Raw genomic sequence first — 24,720 nt, 5'->3', positions numbered from 1 at the left:
GGTCAGTCGACCGGAGTCTGGGCCGGCAGCCGCGGCAGCCGGGGTCCCAGCCGGATTGGCTGGCCGGCGCCGTTCCACACCTCGAGGCGCGCGATGTCCTTGCCGCGGGTGCGGTCGAGCGTGACGGTCCCGGAGGAGCCGGAGCCGCGGTCGATGCCGAGCAGTTCCGGCTCCTTCTCGCCGGCGGCCTGCACGGCCACCCGGGCCGCGGTCGCCGGGAGCGGCTGCAGCTCGACGCGTTCCCGGTCCTTGTCCTGGAACCGCCGCGCGCTCACCAGGACGCCGCCCGCCGCGAGCCGGCCGGTCAGGGCGCCGAGCACCCGGTAGTCGAGGACGGCGCGCCGCTGGGCCGCGGAGGCCGGCCGATCACCGTCGCCGCGACGCCGGTCGTCGTGCAGCTCGGTGGTGTGCTGGGTGATCGCGGTGGCGACGTCGTGCAGCGCCGTCACGAACTCGCGCAGCGTCGCCTCGGACGGCAGGCCGCCGTCCGGCGGTCGGTCAGCGGACATGTCGATCTCCTCCTCCAGTGGGTCAGGCGGCCCGCGCGGGCGCACCGGGCGAGAGCCGGGCCAGCCAGTCGAGCAGGTCCCGGCGGTGGGCGGCGCCGTTCGCCGGGTCGGCGACCGGGCGGATCGCGAGCCAGGCCAGCACGGCCAGCGGCTCCCGGCGGGCGAGGTACTGCGAGGTCAGCAGCGACGGCCCGGCGCGGCGGGCCAGGGCGTCGAGCGCCTCGGGCGACCGGCGGGCCGGGTCGGCGACGGCGGACAGCGGCCGGCCGCCGAACGCGGCCATCGGCTGCCGGGTGCAGACCCGGACGATGTCGTCGAGCGCGTCCACGCTGAGCCGGGCCAGGCCGGCGATCTCGGACGGCGCCCGTTCCGGCGGGTGGCGGCGCGCCCAGGCGACGGCCAGGCCGTCCCACGGGCCGGCGCCGAACCAGCTCCGGCACAGCGCGGCGTTGACGATCACCCGGATCCACGGGAACGGGTGCGGGTCGCCGGGGACCGCCTGGTAGACCGCCGCGGTGCCGCCGTCGACCACGTTGGCCAGCGCCGGCAACGGCGCCCAGCCGGCCAGGGCGAACGCGTGGACGTCGGCCGCCAGCTCGCTCGCCCACGAGCGCCACGCCTCGGCCAGCTCGCGGGACCGCGGCGCCAGCGCCAGCGCGAGCGCGTCGGCCAGCTCCGCGTTCCAGCCGGTCAGGTGGCCGACCTGGTGACCACATTCGTGCAGGATGGCGGTCGGGTAGCTCAGGTTGTGCCGGGTGAGCTTGATCGCCGCGACGGGCGACGGGCTGGTGCGGTCCCAGAGCCGGACGTCCGCGCGCAGGATCGCCGCCCCGAGGCCCTTGTCGAGGTAGACGACGGCCGGCGGCGTCGCGATGCCGACCCGGCCGAGGATCACGTCGAGGCTGTCGCCGGCGATGACGTCCAGGCCGCTCAGCACGGCGGCGAGCGCCGGGTTGGTGCGCGAGCCGACCGCGTCGCCGTAGAAGTCGAGAATGGTCTCGACCTGCAGGTAGCGCCGGCGCAGCGCGAGCACGGCGCGGCGCACCGCGCCGGTGTCGTCGCCGCGGCTCAGGGCCGTCGAGCAGCGCGCGGCCTCCAGCGAGAGGTCCGCGACCACCGCGGCGAGCCGGTCGCGCACCCGCATGCGCAGGTACTCCTCCAGGCCCGCCCAGGCGGCGGGCGCGGCGATGGTGTCGAGGTCGGCCAGCGCGTCGACCGCGTTGCGCCAGTGCGCGATCTCCGCCGCCAGCTGCGCGCGCTCGGGCTCGGCCGGATCCGGCTCAGCCATGGCGCAGCCCTGGGCGTATCGCGAGCACGGGCGTTCCGGGTGTGCCGGCCGCGAGCGCGTCGCGACTGGCGAACGGGAACGTGAACGTCAGGGTCAGACCGGCGGCCGGGTCCTGGGCGGCGCCGGCCAGCGTCGGGCCGGCCGCCGGCAGCTCCTTGGCCAGCGCGGTGATCATCCCCTCCGCCAGCGCCTCGGCCAGCGCGCGGCGGCGCTCGGGCGGCATGGGGCGCGGCGCGTTCAGGGCGCGGGACCGGCCCAGCCGCCGCGCCAGCCAGTCGCGGACGGGCGGGCCCAGCAGCCGCCGGACGGCCGCGACGACCTGGGTGTGCGCGCGGCGGTCCAGCTGCGCGGCCAGGGAGTGCGCCATCCGCTCGCCGATGCGCAGGTGCACCCGCAGCCGCGGGGCCGGTCCGGACAGGTCGACGCGGACGGCCAGCCGCCGCACCCGCCGCGCGTGCCCGGGCCGTCCGGGGACGACGACGCGGAACAGCCGCTGCCCCGGCGCGGCGACCACTCCGGCCCGGGCGCCGGCGGCACGCGAGCCGTGGGCGCCGAGCGCCGGGCGCTGCAGCAGCGCGCCCGCCACCTGCGGCGTCAGCTCGCCGAACTCGTCCGGCGACAGCGTGCCGTCCTCCTCGTCCGCAGTGGCCAGGTGGCCGCGCCGGGTGCCCGTCATCGCCTCGAACAGCTGCACCTCGACCTCGGCCGGCCAGGCGGCGACGCCGTCGTCGAGCAGCCGCTCCTCGAGCGTCTCCTCGCCGCTGACGACGATCGCCCGGGCCGTGGGACGGCTGAGCAGCACCCGGTAGGGGTGGGTGTAGGCGCGGTAGCGGTAGCGCGGGCGCGGGCCGCGCGGCATCATGATCCACCCGCCGGCCTCGGGCTCGGCCTCGTCCTCCCCCAGGTCGGCCCGGAGCACCCGCGGCGGCAGGTACCGGGCGGCCGCCTCGGCGAACGCCTCCTGCACCTCGGCCGCGACGCGGACGTCGTCGGCCAGCGACTCCGCCGGCAGCGAGAGCACCTGCCGCACCGTCTCCTCCAGCGTCGACACCAGCGCCTCCGCCCCGAGCACCGCGGCCTCCTCGTGCTCCAGGCGCAACAGCTTCATCCCGGTGTCCGCGATCGGCGGGGCCAGCGACCGCGCCGCCTGGTGGCCGACGAACGGCGCGATGAACGCGGCCAAGGGCGCGGCCAGCAGCCGCTTCACGCGGTCCCGGCCGATCAGCCGGACCGCGGTGCGCACCAGGGGCATGGCCGCCGTGACGGCGGGGACGAACTGCTCCACCGGCGCGACCGGCGCCTCGCCCGGCGTCGCCTCGGCCAGTTCGGCGGCCAGCCGCGCGCGGGCGGCGTCGAGCCCGGCGACCGGGTCCTCGCCCGCCGCCCGCCCGGCGTCGTCGGCGGCGGCGAGCAGTTCCTCGGCCGCCGCCTCGTCGGTGACGGTGAGCGCCTGCGCGTACTGCCGGTCGAAGTCCTCGGCGACCTCGCGGCCGGTCTCCGGGACGCGGATGCCGAGCTTGGCCGCCAGGGCGGTCGCCGGGCCCTGCAACGACGCCGGCAGCCGGTTGCGCGCGGCGTTGAGCACCCGCTTGACCAGCGGCTCGACCAGCTTCTTGAGGATGCCGGTGAGCTGGCCCAGGCCGGTGATGCTGCCGAGCACGCCCAGTCCGGTGCGGGCCACGGCCGCGGCGGCGGACTTGACCTTCGCGAAGCCGCTCTTCACCTTGCTGACCAGGCCGCCCAGGAACTGCTCGGCGGCCGGGCTCATCGTGTCGGTGCGCGACTGCGCCGCGGCCAGCTCGATCTCGTCCTCGGCGACCGACTCCGGGGTGCGCCCGGCGAACGTCTCCTCCAGGTGGTCGAGCACCCGCCGCGCCTCGTCGAGCAGCCGGGCCGACCACGCCTCCAGCTGGGCGTCCCGGCCGTCCACCTCACCGTCCCACGGAGCCGTCAGGTGCATCGCCGCGGCCTCGTCGACCAGCGCTTCGACGGCCTCGTCGAACGACTCGTCCTCCAGTTCGGCGAGCAGGTCCTCGAACAGCTCGCCGTCGTCGCCGCCCGCTTCGAGGCGGCTGGCCGAGAACGGCGAGAGCAGCCCGGGCAGCGTGGGCCCGGCCTCCTGCTCGGGCGGCCGCTCGGCCTGCAACGCGCTGCCGACGAAGGGCGACACCATGGCGGGCGTGTTCATGACGACCTCCGGGGACGACTACGGGAGGGACCGTAGGCGGCGTCCGTGTCCGTGATCGTCACCGTGGCGTCTCCGGCTCGTCTCGGCCGTCGTCTCGGCCATCGTCATCGGGCGGCGGCTCCAGCGCCAGCAGCGCGGCCAGCCAGCGGCCCAGCTGCTCGCCGGCCGCCGCCGCGGAGCCGCGCACCAGGCGGCCCTCGACGTCACCGGTCGCCAGCATCCGGACCTTCAGGTCCTGGCCGTCCACCCAGCAGCGGACGACGACGACACACCAACGCGGACGGGGCATGGGGGCAGCCTGCCGCCGCGGCGTCTGCCGGCCGTATCCCCCGCCGTCACCGCCGGCGTCAGGCCGGCGGGCGGGCGCTGACGAGGCCGGTCTGGTAGGCGATGACGACGAGCTGGGCGCGGTCGCGGGCGCCCAGCTTGATCATCGCCCGGCTGACGTGGGTCTTGGCGGTGGCCGGGCTGAGCGACAGCTCGGCGCCGATCTCGGCGTTGGACCGGCCGGTGCCGACGAGGGCGAGCACCTCGCGCTCGCGCTGGGTGAGCACGCCCAGGCGGTCCTCGGCCACCTGGTGGGCCGCGCGGACCGCGGTGAACTGGGCGATCAGCCGGCGGGTGATCTTGGGCGCGAGCAGCGCCTCACCGGCGGCGACGACGCGGATGGCGTGCAGCAGCTCCTGCGGGCCGGCGTCCTTGAGGAGGAACCCGCTGGCGCCGGCCTCGAGCGCGTCGAACACGTATTCCTCGGTGTCGTACGTGGTGAGGATCAGCACCTTCACCCGCTCGAGGCCGGGGATGGCGGCGATGCGGCGGGTCGCCTCGATGCCGTCGAGGCCGGGCATGCGGATGTCCATCAGCACGACGTCGGGACGGGACTCGCGGCAGCGCTCGATCGCCTCGGCGCCGGTGGCCGCCTCGCCGACGACGTCGATGTCGTCCTCGACGTCGAGGAGGACGCGGAAGCCGGTGCGCACGAGCACCTGGTCGTCGGCGAGGACGACGCGGACGGTGGTGGACGTCATCGGGCGGTGGCCTCGACGCGGTTCAGCGGCAGCCGGGCGGACACCTTGAAACCGTCGCCGTCAGGTCCGGCCTCGAACGTGCCGCCGAGCAGCTCGCAGCGCTCCCGCATGCCGGCCAGGCCGCGGCCGGGCTCGACCGGCGGGCCGGCCGGGCCGCTCAGCTCGCCGCCGTCGTCGGCGATCGAGACCCGCAGCTCGCCGCCGGCCAGCTCGAGGCCGATGGTGACGCGGGCCGGCCCGGCGTGCCGGATGATGTTGGTGATGCCCTCCTGGACGATGCGGTAGGCGGCGCGGTCGACGTCGTCGGGCACCACCCCGGCGGGCACCGACCCCGTCACCGTGACGTCCAGACCGGCCCGCCGCCCGACGGCGACCAACTCGTCCAGCGCGCCCAGGCTCGGCCCGGGCGAGCCGTCGTCGTCGCCGCGGAGCACGCCCAGGACGGAGCGCATCTCGCGCAGCGCGCGGGCGCTGGTCTGCTCGATCGTCAGCAGCGTCTCGCGGGCCCGCTCGGGCCGCTTGTCCAGCACGTGCGCCGTGACGCCGGCCTGCACGTTGATGATCGCGATGGCGTGCGCGACGGTGTCGTGCACCTCGCGGGCGATGCGCAGCCGCTCGGCGTCGACCCGGCGGCGCGCCTCTTCGTCGCGGGTCCGTTCGGCCACCTCGGCCCGCTGGACGGCGTCGGCGGCGATGACGCGACGGGAGCGGACCGACTCGCCCAGCGCGGCGGCCATGATGGTGGCGCCGATGCGGAACGCCAGCCAGCCGATGCGCTCGGTCCCGCCCTCGGCTGTCGCGATCCAGACGACGGCCAGCACCGTCAGCCCGTTCGCGACGACGACCAGCGAGCGCCGCCCGTCGCCGTGCGCCGTCACCGTGTAGATGGCCACGAACAGCGACAGCCAGCCGGGGCCGTCGGGGAACCCGGAGCCGAAGTAGGCGACGCTGACCAGGCCGGTCACGATGAAAACCGGGATCGGCCAGCGCCGCCGCACGAGCAGCACCAGGCCGCTGAGCAGGAGCAGCGCGTTGCCGGGGATGCCGAGCGCCTCGGCCGGCCCGCCCAGCTCGGGCTCGCGCTCGATCGCCGAATGCGTGCCCTGCACCTGCAGCAGTGTGACGAAACCGGCGATCAGCACGTCCTGGGCGCGCGCCGACAACGTCGGGAGGCGCCGTACCAACCGCTCCATGGCAAGCGATGGTAGCGACGCGCACCCACGCCCGGCGTCGTCCACCCGGCGCAGCGGGCTACTCCCGGTGGCGTAGCCGGACGCGCTCGGCGGCGGACGACGGGGGTGGCGCCGTCCTTCGAGGATCACGGTATGACGACTACACCGAGGCAGAGGCCGGGGCCGCTGGGGCGGCTGGCCGGCGTGGCGTTCCGGCACCGCTGGCGGGTGCTGATCGGCTGGGCGGCGGCGCTGGCCGTCGCCGTCGGTCTGGCCGCGGCGTTCGGCGGCGACTACGAGGTCGACTACTCCAGCCCGGGCAGCGACTCGCAGCAGGCGCAGCGGCTGCTCACCGACCGGTTCCCGGCGCAGGCCGGCGAGCCGGTGGACGTGGTCGTGCGCTCCGAGGGTCCGGTGACCGACCCGTCCGTGCAGGCCGACGTCGGCGCGCTGCTGGACGAGCTGCGCACGCTGCCGCACGTCACGGCCGTCGACGACCCGTACACGGCGCCCGGCGGGCTGGCGCCGGACGGCCGCACGCTGACGGCGCGGCTGAACCTCGGCGTCGACGCGCCGGAGAACATGCCGGTCGAGGACACCGAGCGGCTGCTGGCCGCGGCGGAGGCGGCCGAGCGGCCCGGGCTGGACGTCGCGCTGGGCGGCGACACCATCCGCATCGCCGAGTCCGGCGAGTTCGGCAGCGAGATGGTCGGGCTGGTCGCCGCGGCCGTCATCCTGCTGGTGACGTTCGGGACGGTGGTGGCGGCCGGCCTGCCGATCGGCGTCGCCGTCGCCGGGCTGGCGATCAGCTCGACGCTGGCCGGGCTGGTCGCGGCGGTGATGGACGTGCCCGACTGGGCGCCGATCCTGGCGTCGCTGATGGGCATCGCGCTGGGCATCGACTACGTGCTGCTCATGGTGACGCGGTTCCGCGAGTGGCGGGCGGCCGGGCTGGAACCGCCGGACGCGGCCGTCGCGACGCTCGACACCGCCGGGCGGGCCGTCATGGTGGCCGGCGGCACGGTGATGGTGAGCATGTTCGGGCTGTTCGCGATGGGGCTGTCGTTCATGCGCGGCGCGGCCGTCGTGACGATGGTCGCCGTCCTCGTCGTGATGGCGGCCGCCGCGACGCTGTTCCCGGCGCTGCTCGGCTTCTTCGGGCACCGCATCGAGCGGTGGCGGCTGCCGATCGGGCGGCGGCGCGGCGCGGTGACCGTCGCCGAGGGCGGGCACGTGGCGCCGTCGCGGGCGTGGCTGCGGTGGAGCCGGCTGATCGAGCGCCGCAACGTCCTCGCCGTCGTGCTCGGCGGCGGGCTGATGCTGGCGTTGGCGGCGCCGTTCCTGGGCGCCCGGTTCGGCTTCCCCGACGCCGGGAACGACCCGGCCGGCCACTCCAGCCGGCAGGCGTACGACCTGCTCGCCGACGGGTTCGGCGCGGGCGCGAACGGGCCGCTGCTGCTGGTGGCGGACCTGCCCGGCGGCGGGGCCGACGCCGGCGCGCTGCCCGCGCTGGCCGACACCGTCGCGGCGACGCCCGGGGTCGCCGCCGTCCTGCCGCCGGTCGTCACCGAGGCCGGCGACGCCGCGCTGCTCACCGTCATCCCGTCGGGCGGGCCGCAGGACGCCGCGACCGAGGACCTCGTCCACACCCTGCGCGACGACGTGCTGCCGGGCGCGCCCGTCGACGTGCACGTCGGCGGCGTGACGGCCGCGGCGATCGACGTCAACGAGTCGATGGCCGACGGGCTGCCGCTGCTGATCGGCGGCGTCGTGACGGTGTCGATGATCCTGCTGCTGGTGTCGTTCCGCAGCGTGATCATCATGCTGACCGCCGCGGTGATGAACCTGCTCTCCGTCGCCGCCGCGTACGGCGTGGTGGCGCTGGTGCTGGAGGGCGGCTGGGTCGGCCAGCTGATCGGCGTCGAGACCGAGACGCCGATGCCCGCGTACGTGCCGGTGGTGATGTTCGCGGTGCTGTTCGGGCTGTCGATGGACTACGAGGTGTTCCTGATCAGCCGCATGCGCGAGTCGTGGCTGCGCACCGGCAGCAACGCCCGCGCGATCGTCGACGGGCTGGCCGGGACCGGCCGGGTCATCACGGCGGCCGCGGCGATCATGGTGACGGTGTTCGCGGCGCTGGTGCCCAGCCCGGACGTCGTGCTGAAGTCGCTCGGCGTCGGCATGGCGGCCGCGATCCTCATCGACGCGACCATCGTGCGCATGCTGCTCGTCCCCGCCGTGATGCACGTGCTCGGCCGGGCCAACTGGTGGTCGCCGCGGTGGCTGGACCGGCGGATGCCGCAGCTCTACGTCGAGGGACGGCCGGAGCTCTTCCTGCCGCCGGCCACGGAGCGAGAGCCGGAGCCTGTGCGGACCTAGGCGACAGCGGCAGGCCGCAAGAAGCCCCGGTGTGGAGTCGTAGCAGCACACACCGGGGCTTAGCTGGGATCATGGGTGTTGACGCACCTAAACCCAACCACGATCAGGCCTACCCGTTGACGGAGGGCTTGTCTCAGTCGTAGCAACGGGCGAGGACGTTCGACGCTGGAGCGCTTGGAGAGGCTTCGTCGTCACACCATGATCATGGGTCAGATCCTTCGGGATTTCTGGCCGCTGGTCGTGCTGGCGTTCTTGATTCGGACGTGCGTCAGGACTCGCCCAGGATGCCGTCGACGAAGGCCTCGGGGTCGAACGGTGCGAGATCGTCGGGCCCCTCACCGAGGCCGACCAGCTTGACGGGGACGCCCAGCTCGCGCTGGACGGCGACCACGATGCCGCCCTTGGCGGTGCCGTCGAGCTTCGTCAGCACGATGCCGGTGACGTCGACGACCTCGCCGAAGACGCGGGCCTGCACGAGGCCGTTCTGGCCGGTGGTGGCGTCGAGGACGAGGAGCACCTCGTCGACCGGGCCGTGCTTCTCGATGACCCGCTTGACCTTGCCCAGCTCGTCCATCAGGCCGACCTTGGTCTGCAGCCGGCCGGCGGTGTCGACGAGGACGGTGTCGGCCTCCTGCTCGATGCCCACCTTGACGGCGTCGAAGGCGACGCTGGCGGGGTCGCCGCCCTCGGGGCCGCGGACGGTGAGGACGCCGACGCGGTCGCCCCAGGTGGTGAGCTGGTCGGCGGCTGCCGCGCGGAACGTGTCGGCGGCGCCGAGGACGACGTCGCGGTCCTCGGCGACGAGGACGCGGGCCAGCTTGCCGACCGTCGTGGTCTTGCCGGTGCCGTTGACGCCGACCACCAGGACGACGGCGGGGCGGCCGTCCTCGACGTGCCGCTCGGTGCGCAGCGCGCGGTCCAGCGCGGGGTCGACGAGCGCGAGCAGCTCCTCGCGCAGCAGGGTGCGCGCGGCCTCGGGGCTCTGCACGCCCTCGACGCGGGCCCGGGTGCGCAGCCGCTCGACCAGCTCCTGCGCCGGCGCGACGCCGAGGTCGGCCGTCAGCAGGGTGTCCTCGATCTCCTCCCACGTCTCGTCGTCGAGACGCTCACGCGAGAGCAGGCTGAGCAGGCCCTTGCCGAAGCCGGACTGCGAGCGGGACAGCCGCGAGCGCAGCCGGGTCAGCCGTCCGGCGGCCGGTTCGGGACGTTCGAGGACCGGCTCCTCGACGACGGGCTCGGCCGGCGCCTCGGGCAGCTCGACGTCGGAGATCGGCGTGCGCTGCTCCTCGACCGGCGTGGTGGCGTCGTCGCCGACCCCGGGCAGGACGTCGGTGCCGGGCCGCGGCGCGGGCGCCTCGACCTGGCCGCGCCGGCGGCGAGGCACCAGGAACGCTGCGAGGGCGATGCCCAGGACGACCACGACGGCTGCGACGATGACGATGTACTCCACGGCCGCCATCCTCGCACGTTCTCAGCGCAGCACCGGACCACCCGGTGCGGCCACGCGGTCAGGCGGCGCGGTGGGTCACGCCGGAGGCGCCGCCGATGCGGGGCAACGCCGCGGGAGCGCTGGCCGGCTCCGCCTCCGGAGCGTCCGCGGACTCCGCGGCGGAGGAGGACGGCGCGGGCCGGGTCAGGCGCCGGGCGATGCCGCGGCGGGCGACGCGCAGGGCGTGGAACGACGCCGCGCGCCAATCGTCCAGGCGGGCCACCGCGAGGAACCGCCAGCGGCGCAGTCTTCGCCGCACCATGGCCGAGCTGGCCAGGTGGTAGTACGCGCCGACGGCGGCCAGCACGGCCGTCGCCACCATCACGATCACCAGCATCGCCACGACTACTGCCGTCATGTGACACCCCCGTTGGTCACAGCAGTAACATCTTTCACACCTGCAACACCGACGGTAGCGCAGGTGCGACCCCGTCTCCCGAAAGACGCGCGGCGTGTCCGTCCGGTTGCCCCACGCGTCACAGGGGACCGTTCCAGTACCCAACGAAGCGCGCTACATTCCCCCAAGGGAAGGTCAGACCGGCTCGGACTCCCGGATGCGCTGCGAGATGACCGCCGTGACGCCGTCGCCGCGCATGGAGACGCCGTAGAGGGCGTCGGCGATCTCCATGGTGCGCTTCTGGTGGGTGATGACGATGAGCTGGCTGCGCTCGCGCAGCTCTTCGTAGATGGTGAGCAGCCGGCCGAGGTTGGTGTCGTCGAGCGCCGCCTCGACCTCGTCGAGGATGTAGAACGGGCTCGGCCGCGCCTTGAACAGCGCCACCAGGAACGCGACGGCCACCAGCGAGCGCTCGCCGCCGGACAGCAGCGACAGCCGCTTGACCTTCTTGCCCGGCGGCCTGGCCTCGACCTCGATGCCGGTGGTGAGCATGTCGTCGGGCTCGGTCAGCACCAGCTTGCCCTCGCCGCCGGGAAACAGCCGGGAGAAGACGTCGGCGAACTCGCGGGCGGTGTCCTCGAACGCGGACGCGAACACCTGCTGGACGCGGTCGTCGACCTCCTTGACGATGTCGAGGAGGTCGGCGCGGGTCTTCTTCAGGTCCTCCAGCTGCTCGGTGAGGAACGCGTGCCGCTCTTCCAGCGCCGCGAACTCCTCCAGCGCCAGCGGGTTGACCTTGCCCAGCGCGGACAGCCCGCGCTCGGCCGCCTTGAGCCGCTTGAGCTGCTGCTCGCGGACGTACGGGATCGGCTCGCGCGGCTCGCCGTCGTCGCCGGGCGGAACGGGGACGGGCAGGTGCGGGCCGTACTCGTCGACCAGCGTGGCAGGGTCGACGCCCAGCTCCTCCAGCGCCTTGGTCTCCAGCGCCTCGACCCGCATGCGGTGCTCGGCGCGGGCCAGTTCGTCGCGGTGGACGGTGGACGTGATCTCGTCCAGCTCCGCCGACACCTCGCGCACCCGCGCCCGCTCGGCCGTCAGCGCCTGCTCGCGCTCGGCCCGCAGTTCCTGCACCTCGTCGCGTTCGGCGGCGGCCAGCTCGAGCGACCGCTCCAGGTACCGCAACACGACGGCGGCGCCGCGGCCGACGGCGGCGGCGACCCGGGCCTCCGCGGCCCGGCGGCGGGCGGCGGCGACGGCGGCCTCGCGGGCGGCGCGCTCCTGCCGGGCGGCCCGCTCGAGGCTCTCGGCCCGGCCGGTCAGCGCGCGGGCCCGCTCTTCCCCGGTGCGCAGCGCCAGCCGCGCCTCGGTCTCGGCCTGCCGGGCGGCGCGGGACCGCTCGGCGAGGCGGTCGCGCTCGTCGGTGGACGGCTCGACGTCGTCGTCGCCGGCCTCCTCGGCGGCGGCGAGCCGCTCTTCCATCTCTTCCAGCGCGCCGAGGTCGCGGTCGCGGGTCTCCTCGGCCCGGGCGACGGACTCGGCCAGCCGCTCGGCCTCCTCGGAGGCGGCCCGAGCGGTGCCGCTCAACCGGCCCAGCTGCTCGGCGACGGAGGACAGCTCGGCGTCGGACTCGCGCAGCTTCGTCAGCGCGGCGGACTCGGCCGCGGCCGCCTCGGCGCGGGTGCGCTCGGCGGCGGCCAGCTTGCGGCCGAGGTCCTCGGCCTTGCCGGTGGCGATGGCCAGGCGGTCGGCGGCTTCGTCGACGGCGGCCTGCACCTCCAGCAGGCTGGGCGCGCTGCTGGACCCGCCGTAGGCGCGGTCGCGGCCGAGGAGGTCGCCGTCGCGGGTGACGGCGACGAGTTCGGGCAGCTCGGCGACCAGCGCGCGGGCGGCGGCGAGGTCGTCGACGGCAGCGACGCCGCGCAACAGGTTCGTGAGCGCGGGCCGCAGCTCGGCCGGCGCGGTGACGAGGTCGACGACGTAGCGCAGCCCGCCCGGCAGCGGCTGCCACGCGCCGGGGTCGTCGTACGGCGCGCCGCCGACCAGCAGCCCGGCCCGGCCGAGGTCGTCGTCGCGGAGCAGCCGCAGCGCGGCCACGGCGTCGTCGACGGACTCGACGGCGACGGCGTCGGACGCGGCGCCCAGTGCGGTGGCGACCGCGGCCTCCCAGCCGGACTCGACCGTGAGCAGCGCGGCCACCGAACCGAGCACACCGGACAGCCGGTCGGACGCGGCCAGCAGCGCCTCGGAGCCGTCGCGGCGGGCCAGCCCCATCTGCAGCGCCTCGTGCCGGGCCACCAGCGCGGCCCGCTCGCCCTCGGCGGCGCGCTCCTGCTCGCGCAGCTTCGTGAGGACGTCGTCGGCGGCGGCCAGCGCGGCGGCGGCCCGCTCGTGCTCGCTGTCGAGGCCGTCCTCGCCGACGGACAGCCCGGCGATGGTGGTCTCGAGCGCGGTGTACTCGTGCTCGGCGGCGGTGGCACGGCGGCGCGCCTCCTCGCGGGCGGCGCCGAGGCGGGTCAGCTCGGCCTCGGCCGCGGCGGCCCGGCGGCGGGCGCCGTCGAGCTGGCCGGACAGCCGGGCCACGCCCTCGCGGCGGTCGGCGCTGGCCCGGACGGCGGCGGCCAGCCGGCGCTCCTCGGCCTGGGCCGCCTCCTCGGCGACGCGGCTGGTCTCGAGCGCGTCGTCGAGCGCCTCGCGGGCGGCGGCGATCTGCTCCTCGAGCTCGGCCTCCTGCTCGCGGACGGCGGCGGCCTCCTGCTCGAGCTCGTCGGGGTCGCGGCCGGACCGCGGCGCCTCGCCGGCGGCGGACAGGTGCCGGGCCCGCTCGGTGGCCAGCGACGCGGTGCCGCGGACCCGCTCGCGCAGCCCGGACAGCTGGTACCAGGCGTCGGAGGCCTGCGTCAGCCGCGGCGCCACCTGGGCGACCTCGGCCTCCAGCCGGGCCTCGGCGGCGCGCGCCTGTTCCAGCGCGCGGGCCAGCTCGGCCTGCCGGGCCTTCAGCGCGGTCTCGTCGGCGACCTCCTGCTCGAAGCTGGCCCGGGCCTGCACCAGTTCGTCGGCGAGCACCCGCAGCCGGGAGTCGCGCAGGTCGGACTGGATGGTGGCGGCCTTGCGGGCCAGCTCGGCCTGCCGGCCCAGCGGCCCGAGCTGGCGGCGCAGCTCGGCGGTGAGGTCCTGCACGCGGGTGAGGTTCGCGGCCATAGCCTCGAGCTTGCGCAGCGCCTTCTCCTTGCGCTTGCGGTGCTTGAGGACGCCGGCCGCCTCCTCGACGAAGCCTCGGCGGTCGTCGGGCGTGGCGGACAGGACGGCGTCGAGCTGGCCCTGGCCGACGATGACGTGCATCTCGCGGCCGATGCCGGAGTCGGACAACAGCTCCTGCACGTCCAGCAACCGGCAGGACTGGCCGTTGATGGCGTACTCGGAGCCGCCGTTGCGGAACATCGTCCGCGAGATGGTGACCTCGGAGTACTCGATCGGCAGCGCGCCGTCGGTGTTGTCGATGGTGAGGACGACCTCGGCGCGGCCGAGCGCGGGACGCCCCGCGGTGCCGGCGAAGATGACGTCCTCCATCTTGCCGCCGCGCAGGCTCTTGGCCCCCTGCTCGCCCATGACCCACGCCAGGGCGTCGACGACGTTCGACTTACCCGACCCGTTGGGCCCGACGACACAGGTGATGCCCGGTTCCAGGCGTAGCGTCGTGGACGACGCGAAGGACTTGAATCCCCGTAACGTCAAGTTCTTCAGGTGCAATGGACCGACTCCCCTGCATGTGGGGGCCAGCCTACAACCGCTGGGCTCAGGTCAGGGCCGGTTGCGGCACGTGCGTGTCGTCGAGGAGCCTGCCGTGCTCGACAGCTGCTTCGGCAAGCTGGTCGTTCTCGACCTGAAGCCGCAGCACCTGCGCTTCGAGGTCGGTCACCCGCCTGCGCAAGCGCTGTACCTCGGTAGTGAGCCTTGGATCAGTTCCCCCGACATAACCCAACAGCGCCTTCGCCATTGTCGAAGCCCTCCAGAAGGCCTGAGAATGTGATGATCACTTTTCGTGTGTGACGCGGCACCCGTCTGACCGTAGACGCACAGGCCGCAACGCGTACCAGCATCTCACCGGACGTGCCTCTCGGTCAACTCGTTCGAAGGAATCCCTCAACCGGTCTCACCAGCGCGCATGCCCCGGAGGGACCGGCCGCACCCCGGCTCCGGCGGTCGTCGCGGTAGGGTCCGCGACCATGGAGGCGGAATCCGCGTTGAGAGCTCTGATGATCGCCATCGACGAACGACGATGGGGCGACCTCGGGCAGTACCTCCACCCGGACTTCACCTGCCGGTACGTGCACACGGGCGAGACCTTCGGCCACGACGCCTGGATCCGCCTCAACGCCGAGTACCCCGGCTTCGACCGGCTGCGCGTCGAGGAGCTCGTCGGAGCCGGCGACGCGGCGGCGTGCCGTTCCCACGTCACCGGGCGCGCCGACACCGGGATCCAGCATTTCGAGTGCGCGACGTTCGCGCACCTGCGCGACGGGCTGATCCAGCGGCTGACCGAGGTGTGGACCGACGTCGACCAGCAGGCGCCTCCCGGCACCCGCCCCACCAGCACGGACTGACCCAGGGGCGTGGGGTGCTGCGGTCTCACCAGCGCGCATGCCGCGGCCGAGGCTGGCAGCGGGGGCAGGTGTACGACGATCTGTTCATGAACGGGTCACGCCGGATCGGGGTGCCGCAGCGGCGGCACGGACGCCCCTCCTGCCCGTAGGCGTCCAGCGAGCGGTCGAAGTACCCGCTCTCGCCGTTGACGTTCACGTAGAGGCTGTCGAACGACGTGCCGCCCTGCTCGAGCGCGGCCGCCATGACCTCGCGCACCGCCTGCAGCAGCCGGGCGACGTCGGGCCGGCGCAGGGTCTCGGTGGGCCGGGCGAAGTGCAGCTTCGCGCGCCACAGCGCTTCGTCGGCGTAGATGTTGCCGACGCCGGAGATCAGCGACTGGTCCAGCAACGCCCGTTTGACGCCGGTGCGGCGGCGCCCCAGCGCCAGCCGGAACGCCTCGTCGTCGAACGCGGGGTCCAGTGGGTCGGGCGCGATGTGCGCGATCGGGACGGGCACGCCGTCGGGACCCAGCCCGGCGACGGCCAGGCCGCCGAAGGTGCGCTGGTCGACGAAGCGCAGCTCGGGGTCGCCGTCGGCGAAGACGAACCGGACCCGCAGGTGCGTCTCGTCGGGCGCGGCGCCCGGCTGGACCAGCAGCTGGCCGCTCATGCCGAGGTGCCCGACCACCGCGCGGACGCCGTCGTCGAGCGGCAGCCACAGGTACTTGCCGCGCCGCCGGGCGTCGGTGAACGCGGCCTTCGTCAGCGAGCCGGCGAAGTCGGCGGGGCCGGCGACGTGCCGGCGGACGGCGCGGGCGTGCGTCACCTCGACGTGGTCGATGACGCGGCCGACGGCGTGCGCGGCGAGGCCACGCCGGACGACCTCGACCTCAGGGAGTTCGGGCACCGGGGTCGCCGGCCGCGGCCTGCTCGGCCTCGGCGGCCTCGCTGAGCGCCTTCCAGGCCAGTTCGGCGGCGCGCGCCTCGGCCTCCTTCTTGCTGCGGCCGGTGCCGGTGCCGCGCACCTCGCCGCTGACCACGACGTCGGCGGTGAACGTCTTCGCGTGGTCGGGGCCGTCCTCGGCGATGCGGTACTCGGGGACACCGAGCGCGTGCCGCGACGTCAGCTCCTGCAGCGACGTCTTCCAGTCGAGCCCGGCGCCGAGCAGCGCGGACGCCTCGATGAGGTCGTCGACCAGGCGGTGCACCAGCGCGGACGTCTCGACCAGCCCGCGGTCGAGGTAGACGGCGCCGATGAGCGCCTCGACGGTGTCGGCGAGGATGGACGACTTGTCGCGCCCGCCGGTGGTCTCCTCACCGCGGCCGAGCCGGACGAACCGGCCCAGCTCGAGCTCGCGGGCGACGGAGGCGAGCGCGCGCATGTTGACCACGGCGGCCCGCAGCTTCGCCAGCTGCCCCTCGGAGAGATCGGGGTGCAGCCGGTACAGCGCGTCGGTGACGACCAGGCCGAGCACGGCGTCGCCCAGGAACTCCAGCCGCTCGTTGGTCGGCAGCCCGCCGTTCTCGTACGCGTACGAGCGGTGGGTCAGCGCCAGCTGCAGCAGCTGCGGTTCGATGGGCACGCCGAGGCGCCCCTCCAGCACGGACAGGGATGGGGCCTCGGACGTCACCTGCGGGCTCCTACGCGAGCCCTCAGACGTCGCCGACCTGGCGGCCGTTGTACTCCAGGAACAGCGGCGTGCCCTGGGAGTCCTCGACCACGGTGGCGCGGTGCGCGACGACCCAGGTGGTGCGCCCGTTGACGGTGCGCTGCTGGACCTGCGGCAGCTTCGCCTTCCACTGCGAACGGCGGTGGCGGGTGTTGCTGCGCGACATCTTCCGCTTCGGGACGGCCACGGCTAGCTCTCTTCCGTCGGGCCGGCCCTGTTCGAGCCGGTCTCGTTCGTGTCGTCGGCGAGCAACCCGGCCAGGGCCGCCCACCGTGGATCGGTGGTGTCGTGCGTGTGATCCGGGTCGTCGGCCAGCCGGGCGCCGCAGTCCGGGCACAGGCCCGGGCAGTCGTCCCGGCAGACCGGCGACTGCGGCAGTGCGAGCACCACCGCGTCCCGGACCGGTTGTTCGAGGTCGAGGAGGTCGTCCTCGACCCGCAGTTCTTCGTCGTCGGTCTCGGTGTCGGGGTCGTCGGCCCGTTCTGGGTAGACGTACAGTTCCTGGACCTCGGCGACGACTTCGCCGTCGACGGGCTCCAGGCAGCGCACGCACTCGCCGGTGTACGGCGCCCGGACGGTGCCGGACACCAACACGCCCTCCATGACCGACTCGAGCCGGAGGTCCAGCTCGATGTCGGCCCCGTCGGGCACCCCGACCACCGCACCGAGTCCGAGATCAGCGGGCGCCGCTACCGTGAGAGAGACCTTCTGGGTCGAACCCGGCCGTCGTCCGAGCTCGTGCGTGGCGAGTACGAACGGGGCGCGCGGATCGAGCGTGCTCAGCGTAGTCAACTCTCGTGCTGGTAAGGGCATGCCAACCTCGGCCTCAGCGTGAGGCCGACGACCGATGGTACTAGACGGCGGCCCGCTATCCCAAACCCGACGTGAGCTTGTCGGGCCGCGCGTCGCGTCCGCCGGAGCCGGGCTCGTCCGGCGAGTCGTCGGCGTCCGGCCCGAACCGCTCGGCCCGGCCGTCGGAGCCGGCGCTGAAGTCGTCCTGCCCGCCGTCGAGCTGCGGGACGACGACCGCGTTGCCGTTGCGCCGCTGCGACAGCTCCTCGTAGGCCGTGGGGTGGCGCAGCTGCTCGCGGCCGTCGCGGACGGTCTCGACGATGCGGGCCGCGGAGATCTCCAGCCGGGCCAGCTTCGCGTCGACGTAGTCGTCGGCGTCGCTGCGGATGTTCTCGGCCTGCTCACGGGCCTGCCGCAGGATCTCCTCGGCCTCCTGCCGGGCGGCCTGCGTGACGGCGTGGTCGGCCACCAGCCGGGCCTGCTCGGAGTTGGCGTTGGCGATGATGCGCTCGGCGTTGCCGCGCGCCTCGATCAGCAGCGCCTCGCGCTGCCCCAGGACCGCTTCGGCCGCCTGCAGATTCGCCGGCAATCCCTCGCGGACCTCGTCGAGCAGGGTCAGCAACTGTTGTTTGTTCACCATTGCGGTGGACGACATGGGCATCGTCCGCGCCGAGTCGACGAGTGTGACGATCTCGGCGATCTTGTCATGAACCTCCATGACCATCCCCCTAGGTGTGCCGGAGCAGGATCACCGGCGTCCCAATCTCTCATGCAGCCGCTGGAGCACCACGTCGGGCACCAGCCCAGCGACGTCACCGCCGTAGGACGCTACCTCTTTCACCAACGAGGACGAAAGGAAGGAGTAGTCGGGATTGGTCGCCACGAACAGCGTCTCCAATCCCGTCAGGCGGTGGCTCATCTGCGCCATCTGAAGTTCATAGTCGAAATCGGTGACCGCGCGCAGCCCTTTCACGACAGCCGGGATGTCGAGCCGGCGGGCGAAATCGACCAAGAGCCCCTCGAAGCTCTCGACCCGGACAGCCGGCAGGTGCGCGCATACCTTCTCGAGCAGGTCGATGCGCTCGTCGACGGAGAACAGCCCCTTTTTCGACGGGTGCACCCCGACGGCGACGACGACCTCGTCGAACAGGCTCGCGGCCCGCTCGATGACGTCGAGGTGACCGTTCGTGACCGGGTCGAACGAGCCTGGGCACAGACAGCGGCGCACGTGTCCTCCTGTGTCATCTCACCGGGCGCGACCGTACCAGAGCACGGTCTCGCCGTACCGCCGTTCCCGGCCGGGCTCGATGTCGTCGGGCCAGGTCAACGGCGCGCTGCGGCGGTCGCGTTCGACGACGACCACCGCGTCCGGGGAGAGCCAGCCCGCCGTCAGCGAGACGAGTACCCCACTCAGCTCGGCGTCAACCATCGCGTACGGCGGATCGGCCAGCACGATGTCGTACGGCGCGTCCGGCGGCGTGGCCAGGGTGCGTTCCGCCGTGGCCGCCACGACGACCGCGCCGGGCAGCCCCACCGCCTTGACGTTCGCCCTGATCACGGCCGCCGCGCGGGCGTCGGACTCGACCAGCAGGCAGTGCTCCGCGCCGCGCGACAGCGCCTCCAGGCCGAGCGCGCCGCTGCCCGCGTAGAGGTCGAGCACGCGCAGCCCGCCGAGGCCGCCGCCGAACGTCGCCGCCAGCGACGAGAACAGCGCCTCGCGCACGCGGTCGGACGTCGGCCGGGTGCGGTTGCCGGGCGGTACGGACAGCCGCCGGCCGCCCGCCGCGCCGGCCACGATGCGCGTCACCGGCGGACCGTACCAGGTGGTACGGACCTCAGAGCCAGCCGCTGCGGCGCAGCTTGCGATAGAGCAACAGACACGCGCCTATCATGACGCCCACGGCCAGCGGGTAGCCGAACGACCAGTGCAGTTCGGGCATGTGGTCGAAGTTCATGCCGTAGACCCCGGCGATCATCGTCGGCACGGCCACGATCGCGGCCCACGCCGAGATCTTGCGCAGGTCGATGTTCTGCTGCATGGTCACCAGCGACAGGTTCGCCGCCAGCGCGCCCGTGAGCAGCTCGTTCTGCGCCTCGACCATGCGGTCGACGCGCAACAGGTGGTCGAGGATGTCGCGGAAGTACTCGCTCAGGCCGGCGCACAGCGCGACCCGGCCCCGGGTGAGATCCTCCATGACCGGCACCAGCGGGTCGACCGCGATGCGGAACTGCAGCACCTGCCGCTTCAGCGAGTAGATCGCCTCGGTGGCGTCGGCGGCGCCGGGCTGGAACACCAGCCGCTCGGTCTCGATGACGTCCGCCTCGACCTGCCGGGCCAGCCGCGTGTAGCTGTCGGCTATGAGGTCGCTGACGGCGTACAGCACACCGGCCGGGCCCGCGTCGAGCAGCCACTTCTCCGACTCGACCCGGTGCCGGACGGTGTCGAGCGGGTTGATGGCGCCGTGCCTGACGGTGATGACGAAGTCGTCGCCGATGAACATCATGATCTCGCCGACGTCGAGCGTGGCGGCGTCGTCGCGGTGCTCGAGCGTCTTGAACACGGCGAAGACGGTGTCGCCGTACAGCTCCAGCTTCGGCCGCTGGTGGGCGTTGACGGCGTCGTCGACCGCGAGCGGGTGCAGCTTCAGCTCGTCGACGATGAGGTCGAACTCCTCGTGCGCCGGCTCGAACAGGCCGATCCACAGGAAGCAGTCGCCGCGTGCCTTGGCCCGCTCGAACGCCTCGCTGATGTCGCCGTCGATCTCTTCGCGCTCGCCGTCGCGATAGACGGCCTTGTCCACGATCACGTCTCGATTCCAGCACGGCCACCCGGCCCGAACCGGCCGCCGGGCGTCAAGAAAGCGTTGAGATTCGCCCGCGCGGCGTCAGGAACCCGTAGGGAGCACCGCTCGGGCGCCGTCCCGCGGCGGAGCCTGGGCACGTGACCGACTCCCCCGCCCCGTTCGTCGCCCGGGCCGCCGGCTGGCCGCTGGAGGTCGTGCTGGCCACCGGGTACGCCGTCCTCGCCGCCGGCGGCTGCGTCGCCGCGCTCGCCGTCCCCGCCGCGCACGGCGAGGTCCGCGTGGGGCTGATGGTGATCGTCGTCGGCGTGTACGCGGCGTGGGCGGCGCACCTGGTGGCGGCGCTGTGCATCGCGGCCGTCGGCTGGTGCGTCGCGACCGCGTTCCTGCTGGGCAACGGCGGTGCGCTGGCCCTGGACGGCGCCCCGGCGGCGCTACGGCTGGCCGCGCTGCTGGCGGCGGCCGTCATCGGGTCCGGGATCGCCCGGGGTGTGTCTCCCGGGTCTCGGCCGTAGCGAGCGGCGTCCAGGTGGATGCCTCGCAAGGTGCGAGGAAGGAGGCATAGCGGGGTTCTATGACGACTGACGAGAACGCAGCGAGGCGCCGCCTGGGCGTCGCGCAGTAGGCCACGGACCCGGGAGACACCCCGTCACGCCTTGTCGAGGTAGTCGGCCTCCTGCTCGGCCAGCGCGGCCCTGACGGCGTCCAGCAGGGCCGGGTGCGCGGCGAGGTCGGGGTCGGCCTCGACGACGGCGCCGGCGTCCTCGCGGGCCTGCTCGATGATCTCGACGTCGCGGATGACCCGGAGCAGCTTGAGGCTGGACCGGTGGCCGGACTGCGACGCGCCGAGCACGTCGCCCTCGCGGCGGTGCTCGAGGTCGACCTGCGAGAGCTCGAACCCGTCGCGGGTCTTGGCGACGGCGTCCAGCCGCTCGCGCGCGGGCGTGCCCGGCGGCGCCTCGGTGACCAGCAGGCACACGCCCGGGATGGCGCCACGGCCGATGCGGCCGCGCAGCTGGTGCAGCTGCGACACGCCGAACCGGTCGGCGTCGACGATGACCATCATCGACGCCGTCGGCACGTCGATGCCGACCTCGATGACGGTGGTCGCCACCACGACCGGTGTCGTGCCGGCCGCGAACGCCGCCATGACCGCGTCCTTCGTCTCCGACGGCAGCCGGCCGTGCAGGACGTCCAGGCCGACGCCCTGCAGCGGGCCGGTGCGCAGGTGCTCGGCCAGCTCGAGGACGGCGGCCGGGCGGCGCTTGTCATCGTCGGCCGGCGGCGGTTCCTCGTCGGCCGAGCCGGTGTCGTCGTCACCGATGCGCGGGCAGACGATGTAGACGCGGTGACCCTTCTCGACCTCCTCGCGCACCCGCTGCCAGGCGCGGTCGAGGTAGTGCGGCTTCTCGTCGACCGGGACGACGTGCGTGGCGACGTCGGCGCGGCCGCGCGGGACGTCGGAGAGCGTGGAGATCTCGAGGTCGCCGAAGACCGTCATGGCGACCGTCCGCGGGATCGGCGTCGCGGTCATGACCAGCACGTGCGGCCGCGTGCCGTCGCGGCTCTTGGCGGCCAGCGCGGCCCGCTGCTCGACGCCGAACCGGTGCTGTTCGTCGACGACGACCAGGCCGAGGTCGAAGAACTGGACGTTCTCCTCCAGCAGCGCGTGGGTGCCGACGACGATGCCGGCGTCGCCGGTGACGATCTCGTTCAGCGCGGTGCGGCGCTGCGCCGTCGACATCGAGCCGGTGAGCAGCGCCACCCGGGTGCCCTGGTCGGCGCCGCCGAGCATGCCGGCCTGCGCGAGCTCGCCGAGCATCGCCGTCAGCGAGCGGTGGTGCTGCTGGGCCAGCACTTCCGTCGGGGCCAGCAGCGCGGCCTGTCCCCCGGCGTCGACGACGGCGAGCATGGCCCGCAGCGCGACGACGGTCTTGCCGGCGCCGACCTCGCCCTGCAGCAGCCGGTGCATCGGGTGCGGGGTGTCCAGCTCGGCGGCCAGCTGATCGCCGACCTGCCGCTGACCCTCCGTCAGCTCGAACGGCAGCCGCTCGTCCAGCGCGTCGACCAGCCCGCCCGGCGTGGCCCGGCGCGGATGCGCCGGCAGCGCGGCCGTCGACAGGCGGCGCCGGGCCAGCTCCGTCTGCAGGACGAAGGCCTCCTCGAAGCGCAGCCGCCGCTGCGCCGTCCACGCCTTCTCGATGGCCTTCGGACGGTGCACGGCGTTCAGCGCCGCGACGAGGCCGGGCAGCCGGCGCTTGCGCAGCACCTCGTCGGGCAACGGGTCGGGGAGGTCGCCGAGCTGCTGCAGCGTCACCTCGACCGACTTCGCGACCAGCCACGACGGCACCTTCTCGCTGGCCGGGTAGACCGGGATGATCTCGTCGGCGTACTCCTCGGCCGCCTGCTGGAAGTCGGTGACGTCGTCGGGGAACATCTGGTACTCGGGGTGCGCGAGCTGGCGCTGGTCGCGGAACGTGCCGACCTTGCCGGCGAACAGCCCGATGCGGTCGGGCCGCAGGTCGCGCTCGCGCCACGCCTGGTTGAAGAAGGTCAGCCGCAGCTCGCCGGTGCCGTCGGTGACGACCGCCTCCAGCAGCGTGCCGCGGCGGTTCTTCATGTGCCGCCGCGACACGCTCTTCACCCGCGCGACGACGGTGACGAGCTCGTCGTCGCGCAACGAGCTGAGCTCGGTCAGCTCGCCGCGCTGCACGTAGCGGCGCGGGTAGTGGCGCATGAGGTCGCCGACGGTCTGCAGGTCCAGCGTCTTCGCCAGCGCCTTGGCGGTCTTGTCGCCGACCACGGAGGTCAGCTGCGTGTCGAATCCGACCATCACTCGACTCCGAGCAGTAGCGGGTAGCGGGGTTGACCGCCGCGGTAGACGACGGTGTCGGCTTCAGGGTGGCCGCGGCGGACCGCGCGGGCGACGCCGTCGGCGAGGCCCTCGGTGGCGGCGTCGCCGGTGACAACCGTGACCAGCTCGCCCCCTGCCGCGAGCATACGGGCGACCACCTCGGTGGCCACCTCCAGCAGGTCCGCGCCGATCACCGCGAAGTCGCCGTCGACCACCCCGAGCACGTCGCCCGGCCGGCACACCCCGGCCATCGTGACGGCTTCGCGGGCGGCGACGGTGACGGCGCCGTGGCGGGTCTGACCCGCGGCGGCGGTCATGGCGACGACGTCGGCGTCGAAGGCGCGGTGCGGCTCGTGGACGGCGAGGGCGGCGAGGCCCTGGACCTGCGCGACCGTCGGGATGACGGCCGCCCTCCTGCCGTGGGTGCGCAGCTCCGCGGCGGCGGCCTCGGCCACCGGGACCGCGTCGCGCTCGTTCGGCAGGATGACGACGTCGCCCGTGCGGGTGTCGTCGCCGCGGTCGACGGCGGCCAGCATCTCGCCGGTCGACGGCCGGTGCCCCGTCGCCGTCGCGACGACGACCGCTCCGGCCTCGGCGAACAGCTCGGCCAGCCCGTCGCCGGCGGCGAACGCGACGACCACCCGCTGGTGCGCCGTCGCCTTCGGCGCTTGGTGCTGGACGGGCAGGTAGGTGACGCTGATGCGGTGCGGCCGGCCGGCGGCGATGCCCGCCTCGATGGCCGCGCCCGCGTCGTCGGTGTGGACGTGCACGTTCCACTCCTCGCCGGCGCCGCTGACGACCAGCGAGTCGCCGATGCCGGCGAGGGTCCGCTTGAGCGGGTCGATCCGCTCGTGCGGGGCGTCGAGGAGGTACATGACCTCGTAGGCGGGACCTGTTTGAGGGCCGCAACCCGTGTAGGCAGGGGCAGGTACGGTGTGGGTGCCGACGGTCCGCGGGCCAGGCAGCGGCCGCCGTCCGGTCAGCACGGTGTCGAACGCGTCCAGCAGCACCGTCAGCCCCCTCCCGCCCGCGTCGACCACGCCCGCCCGGCGCAGGACGTCCAGCTGGGCGGGGGTCCGGTCGAGGGCCTCGTGGGCGGCGGCGGCCGCGGCGAGCGCGACGGCGGGGAGGGTTCGGTCGTCTGTGCTCGCCCGGCGTCGGGCGGCGTCGGCGGCGGCCCGGGCGACGCTGAGGATGGTGCCCTCGACGGGGTCGGCGACGGCGTCGCGCGCCGCGGTCGCGGCCTCCGCCAGCCCGTCGGCGAGCGCCCGCCCGTCCGCGAGCGTCGTCCCCTCCCGTCCGAGCACGTCGGCCACGCCGCGCAGCATCTGCGCGACGATGATGCCGGAGTTGCCGCGGGCGCCCATGAGCGCTCCGCGCGCGGCCGCCTCGGCCGTGGCCGCCAGCGTCGGCTCGGCGTCCTCGGCGTGCTGGAGGGCGGCCTCCATGGTGAGATACAGGTTGGTTCCCGTGTCGCCGTCCGGCACCGGATACACGTTCAGCGCGTCGATCTCTTCTCTGGCCGCCGCGAGCGCGTCGAGCCCGGCGCGGCACCAGCGCAGCACGATCTCAGCGTCGGGAACCGGTGGCACCCGGCGAGACTACCCCGCGCCGGTTTGTTATCTGGCGCGGC

23 protein-coding genes are annotated in these 24,720 nt (G+C 74.2%); 3 read left to right on the top strand and 20 right to left on the bottom strand.

Annotation, left to right across the window (positions count from 1 at the left end):
* Positions 1-2: 2 nt before the first annotated feature.
* The 6 genes from BLU82_RS07760 to BLU82_RS07735 are packed head-to-tail and all read right to left on the bottom strand — an operon-like array spanning position 3 to position 6,206.
* Complete coding sequence (locus tag BLU82_RS07760) at positions 3-509, bottom strand: hypothetical protein (protein ID WP_157740698.1); 507 nt, start codon at positions 507-509, stop codon at positions 3-5.
* Positions 510-531: 22 nt separating this feature from the next.
* Positions 532-1,797, bottom strand: coding sequence for a hypothetical protein (locus BLU82_RS07755; protein WP_092618024.1), 1,266 nt, complete (start codon positions 1,795-1,797; stop codon positions 532-534).
* Positions 1,790-3,985, bottom strand: a complete 2,196-nt coding sequence (locus BLU82_RS07750; RefSeq protein WP_092618022.1) for a hypothetical protein — start codon at positions 3,983-3,985, stop codon at positions 1,790-1,792. The genes BLU82_RS07755 and BLU82_RS07750 overlap by 8 nt, the downstream gene beginning before the upstream one ends.
* Positions 3,986-4,043: 58 nt before the next feature.
* Positions 4,044-4,274, bottom strand: coding sequence for a hypothetical protein (locus tag BLU82_RS07745; protein ID WP_157740696.1), 231 nt, complete (start codon positions 4,272-4,274; stop codon positions 4,044-4,046).
* Positions 4,275-4,332: 58 nt separating this feature from the next.
* Entirely contained in the window at positions 4,333-5,013 is a 681-nt protein-coding gene (locus tag BLU82_RS07740; RefSeq protein WP_092618018.1) for a response regulator transcription factor, read from the bottom strand.
* Positions 5,010-6,206 carry a sensor histidine kinase gene (locus BLU82_RS07735; protein ID WP_092618015.1) on the bottom strand — a complete coding sequence of 399 codons (1,197 nt, stop codon included), beginning with the start codon at positions 6,204-6,206 and terminating at the stop codon, positions 5,010-5,012. The genes BLU82_RS07740 and BLU82_RS07735 overlap by 4 nt, the downstream gene beginning before the upstream one ends.
* 132 nt (positions 6,207-6,338) lie before the next feature.
* Here BLU82_RS07735 and BLU82_RS07730 point away from each other — a divergent pair, with 132 nt between their 5' ends.
* Positions 6,339-8,564: an MMPL family transporter gene (locus BLU82_RS07730; protein WP_092618010.1), complete on the top strand. Its 2,226-nt coding sequence runs from the start codon at positions 6,339-6,341 to the stop codon at positions 8,562-8,564.
* A 268-nt stretch (positions 8,565-8,832) separates the two neighbouring features.
* On the opposite strand, the gene ftsY is transcribed toward BLU82_RS07730, so the two are convergent.
* From ftsY to BLU82_RS36275, 4 genes are all read right to left on the bottom strand, one after another.
* Positions 8,833-10,023 carry a signal recognition particle-docking protein FtsY gene (ftsY, locus tag BLU82_RS07725; RefSeq protein ID WP_092617995.1) on the bottom strand — a complete coding sequence of 397 codons (1,191 nt, stop codon included), beginning with the start codon at positions 10,021-10,023 and terminating at the stop codon, positions 8,833-8,835.
* Between the two features lie 49 nt (positions 10,024-10,072).
* Entirely contained in the window at positions 10,073-10,411 is a 339-nt protein-coding gene (locus tag BLU82_RS07720) for a hypothetical protein (protein WP_157740694.1), read from the bottom strand.
* Between the two features lie 174 nt (positions 10,412-10,585).
* The gene (smc, locus tag BLU82_RS07715) at positions 10,586-14,137 is read right to left on the bottom strand and encodes a chromosome segregation protein SMC (protein ID WP_092617990.1); all 3,552 of its coding nucleotides are present in this window, start codon (positions 14,135-14,137) and stop codon (positions 10,586-10,588) included.
* Positions 14,138-14,183: 46 nt separating this feature from the next.
* Positions 14,184-14,384 (bottom strand): hypothetical protein, encoded by a 201-nt coding sequence (locus tag BLU82_RS36275; RefSeq protein WP_092617987.1) that lies wholly within the window; start codon positions 14,382-14,384, stop codon positions 14,184-14,186.
* 229 nt (positions 14,385-14,613) lie between these two features.
* Between BLU82_RS36275 and BLU82_RS07705 the strand changes: the two genes are divergently transcribed.
* The gene (locus BLU82_RS07705; protein ID WP_092617985.1) at positions 14,614-14,991 is read left to right on the top strand and encodes a nuclear transport factor 2 family protein; all 378 of its coding nucleotides are present in this window, start codon (positions 14,614-14,616) and stop codon (positions 14,989-14,991) included.
* 25 nt (positions 14,992-15,016) lie between these two features.
* Here BLU82_RS07705 and mutM read toward each other — a convergent pair whose 3' ends face one another.
* From mutM to BLU82_RS07665, 8 genes are all read right to left on the bottom strand, one after another.
* Complete coding sequence (mutM, locus tag BLU82_RS07700; RefSeq protein WP_092617983.1) at positions 15,017-15,877, bottom strand: bifunctional DNA-formamidopyrimidine glycosylase/DNA-(apurinic or apyrimidinic site) lyase; 861 nt, start codon at positions 15,875-15,877, stop codon at positions 15,017-15,019.
* Positions 15,861-16,601 carry a ribonuclease III gene (gene rnc, locus BLU82_RS07695; RefSeq protein WP_069113983.1) on the bottom strand — a complete coding sequence of 247 codons (741 nt, stop codon included), beginning with the start codon at positions 16,599-16,601 and terminating at the stop codon, positions 15,861-15,863. Before rnc ends, mutM begins: the two co-directional genes overlap by 17 nt.
* Before the next feature lie 22 nt (positions 16,602-16,623).
* Complete coding sequence (rpmF, locus tag BLU82_RS07690) at positions 16,624-16,827, bottom strand: 50S ribosomal protein L32 (RefSeq protein ID WP_053205413.1); 204 nt, start codon at positions 16,825-16,827, stop codon at positions 16,624-16,626.
* Between the two features lie 2 nt (positions 16,828-16,829).
* Entirely contained in the window at positions 16,830-17,432 is a 603-nt protein-coding gene (locus BLU82_RS07685) for a DUF177 domain-containing protein (RefSeq protein WP_370246290.1), read from the bottom strand.
* A gap of 76 nt (positions 17,433-17,508) precedes the next feature.
* Complete coding sequence (locus BLU82_RS07680; RefSeq protein ID WP_157740692.1) at positions 17,509-18,150, bottom strand: hypothetical protein; 642 nt, start codon at positions 18,148-18,150, stop codon at positions 17,509-17,511.
* Positions 18,151-18,180: 30 nt separating this feature from the next.
* Positions 18,181-18,660, bottom strand: a complete 480-nt coding sequence (coaD, locus tag BLU82_RS07675) for a pantetheine-phosphate adenylyltransferase (protein ID WP_092617974.1) — start codon at positions 18,658-18,660, stop codon at positions 18,181-18,183.
* An 18-nt stretch (positions 18,661-18,678) separates the two neighbouring features.
* The gene (rsmD, locus tag BLU82_RS07670; protein WP_092617971.1) at positions 18,679-19,239 is read right to left on the bottom strand and encodes a 16S rRNA (guanine(966)-N(2))-methyltransferase RsmD; all 561 of its coding nucleotides are present in this window, start codon (positions 19,237-19,239) and stop codon (positions 18,679-18,681) included.
* Positions 19,240-19,267: 28 nt separating this feature from the next.
* Positions 19,268-20,239 (bottom strand): magnesium and cobalt transport protein CorA, encoded by a 972-nt coding sequence (locus tag BLU82_RS07665; RefSeq protein ID WP_092617968.1) that lies wholly within the window; start codon positions 20,237-20,239, stop codon positions 19,268-19,270.
* 134 nt (positions 20,240-20,373) lie between these two features.
* Here BLU82_RS07665 and BLU82_RS07660 point away from each other — a divergent pair, with 134 nt between their 5' ends.
* The gene (locus BLU82_RS07660; protein ID WP_092617965.1) at positions 20,374-20,748 is read left to right on the top strand and encodes a hypothetical protein; all 375 of its coding nucleotides are present in this window, start codon (positions 20,374-20,376) and stop codon (positions 20,746-20,748) included.
* Positions 20,749-20,882: 134 nt separating this feature from the next.
* Here BLU82_RS07660 and recG read toward each other — a convergent pair whose 3' ends face one another.
* Both recG and BLU82_RS07650 read right to left on the bottom strand, forming a co-directional pair.
* Positions 20,883-23,066, bottom strand: a complete 2,184-nt coding sequence (gene recG / locus BLU82_RS07655) for an ATP-dependent DNA helicase RecG (RefSeq protein ID WP_092617964.1) — start codon at positions 23,064-23,066, stop codon at positions 20,883-20,885.
* Complete coding sequence (locus BLU82_RS07650; RefSeq protein WP_092617962.1) at positions 23,066-24,679, bottom strand: DAK2 domain-containing protein; 1,614 nt, start codon at positions 24,677-24,679, stop codon at positions 23,066-23,068. The genes recG and BLU82_RS07650 overlap by 1 nt, the downstream gene beginning before the upstream one ends.
* Between the last annotated feature and the right edge of the window lie 41 nt (positions 24,680-24,720).

The organism is Jiangella sp. DSM 45060, from assembly GCF_900105175.1.
Taxonomy (GTDB): Bacteria; Actinomycetota; Actinomycetes; order Jiangellales; family Jiangellaceae; genus Jiangella.
This window is presented reverse-complemented; position numbering and strand designations above follow the sequence as displayed.

What these genes read in the sequence shown, in the direction of transcription:
- BLU82_RS07760 (WP_157740698.1), bottom strand. Translation starts at nt 509, where the DNA reads ATGTCCGCTGACCGACCGCCGGACGGCGGCCTGCCGTCCGAGGCGACG.
- BLU82_RS07755 (WP_092618024.1), bottom strand. Translation starts at nt 1,797, where the DNA reads ATGGCTGAGCCGGATCCGGCCGAGCCCGAGCGCGCGCAGCTGGCGGCG.
- BLU82_RS07750 (WP_092618022.1), bottom strand. Translation starts at nt 3,985, where the DNA reads ATGAACACGCCCGCCATGGTGTCGCCCTTCGTCGGCAGCGCGTTGCAG.
- BLU82_RS07745 (WP_157740696.1), bottom strand. Translation starts at nt 4,274, where the DNA reads ATGCCCCGTCCGCGTTGGTGTGTCGTCGTCGTCCGCTGCTGGGTGGAC.
- BLU82_RS07740 (WP_092618018.1), bottom strand. Translation starts at nt 5,013, where the DNA reads ATGACGTCCACCACCGTCCGCGTCGTCCTCGCCGACGACCAGGTGCTC.
- BLU82_RS07735 (WP_092618015.1), bottom strand. Translation starts at nt 6,206, where the DNA reads ATGGAGCGGTTGGTACGGCGCCTCCCGACGTTGTCGGCGCGCGCCCAG.
- BLU82_RS07730 (WP_092618010.1), top strand. Translation starts at nt 6,339, where the DNA reads ATGACGACTACACCGAGGCAGAGGCCGGGGCCGCTGGGGCGGCTGGCC.
- ftsY (WP_092617995.1), bottom strand. Translation starts at nt 10,023, where the DNA reads ATGGCGGCCGTGGAGTACATCGTCATCGTCGCAGCCGTCGTGGTCGTC.
- BLU82_RS07720 (WP_157740694.1), bottom strand. Translation starts at nt 10,411, where the DNA reads ATGACGGCAGTAGTCGTGGCGATGCTGGTGATCGTGATGGTGGCGACG.
- BLU82_RS36275 (WP_092617987.1), bottom strand. Translation starts at nt 14,384, where the DNA reads ATGGCGAAGGCGCTGTTGGGTTATGTCGGGGGAACTGATCCAAGGCTC.
- BLU82_RS07705 (WP_092617985.1), top strand. Translation starts at nt 14,614, where the DNA reads ATGGAGGCGGAATCCGCGTTGAGAGCTCTGATGATCGCCATCGACGAA.
- BLU82_RS07680 (WP_157740692.1), bottom strand. Translation starts at nt 18,150, where the DNA reads ATGGAGGTTCATGACAAGATCGCCGAGATCGTCACACTCGTCGACTCG.
- recG (WP_092617964.1), bottom strand. Translation starts at nt 23,066, where the DNA reads ATGGTCGGATTCGACACGCAGCTGACCTCCGTGGTCGGCGACAAGACC.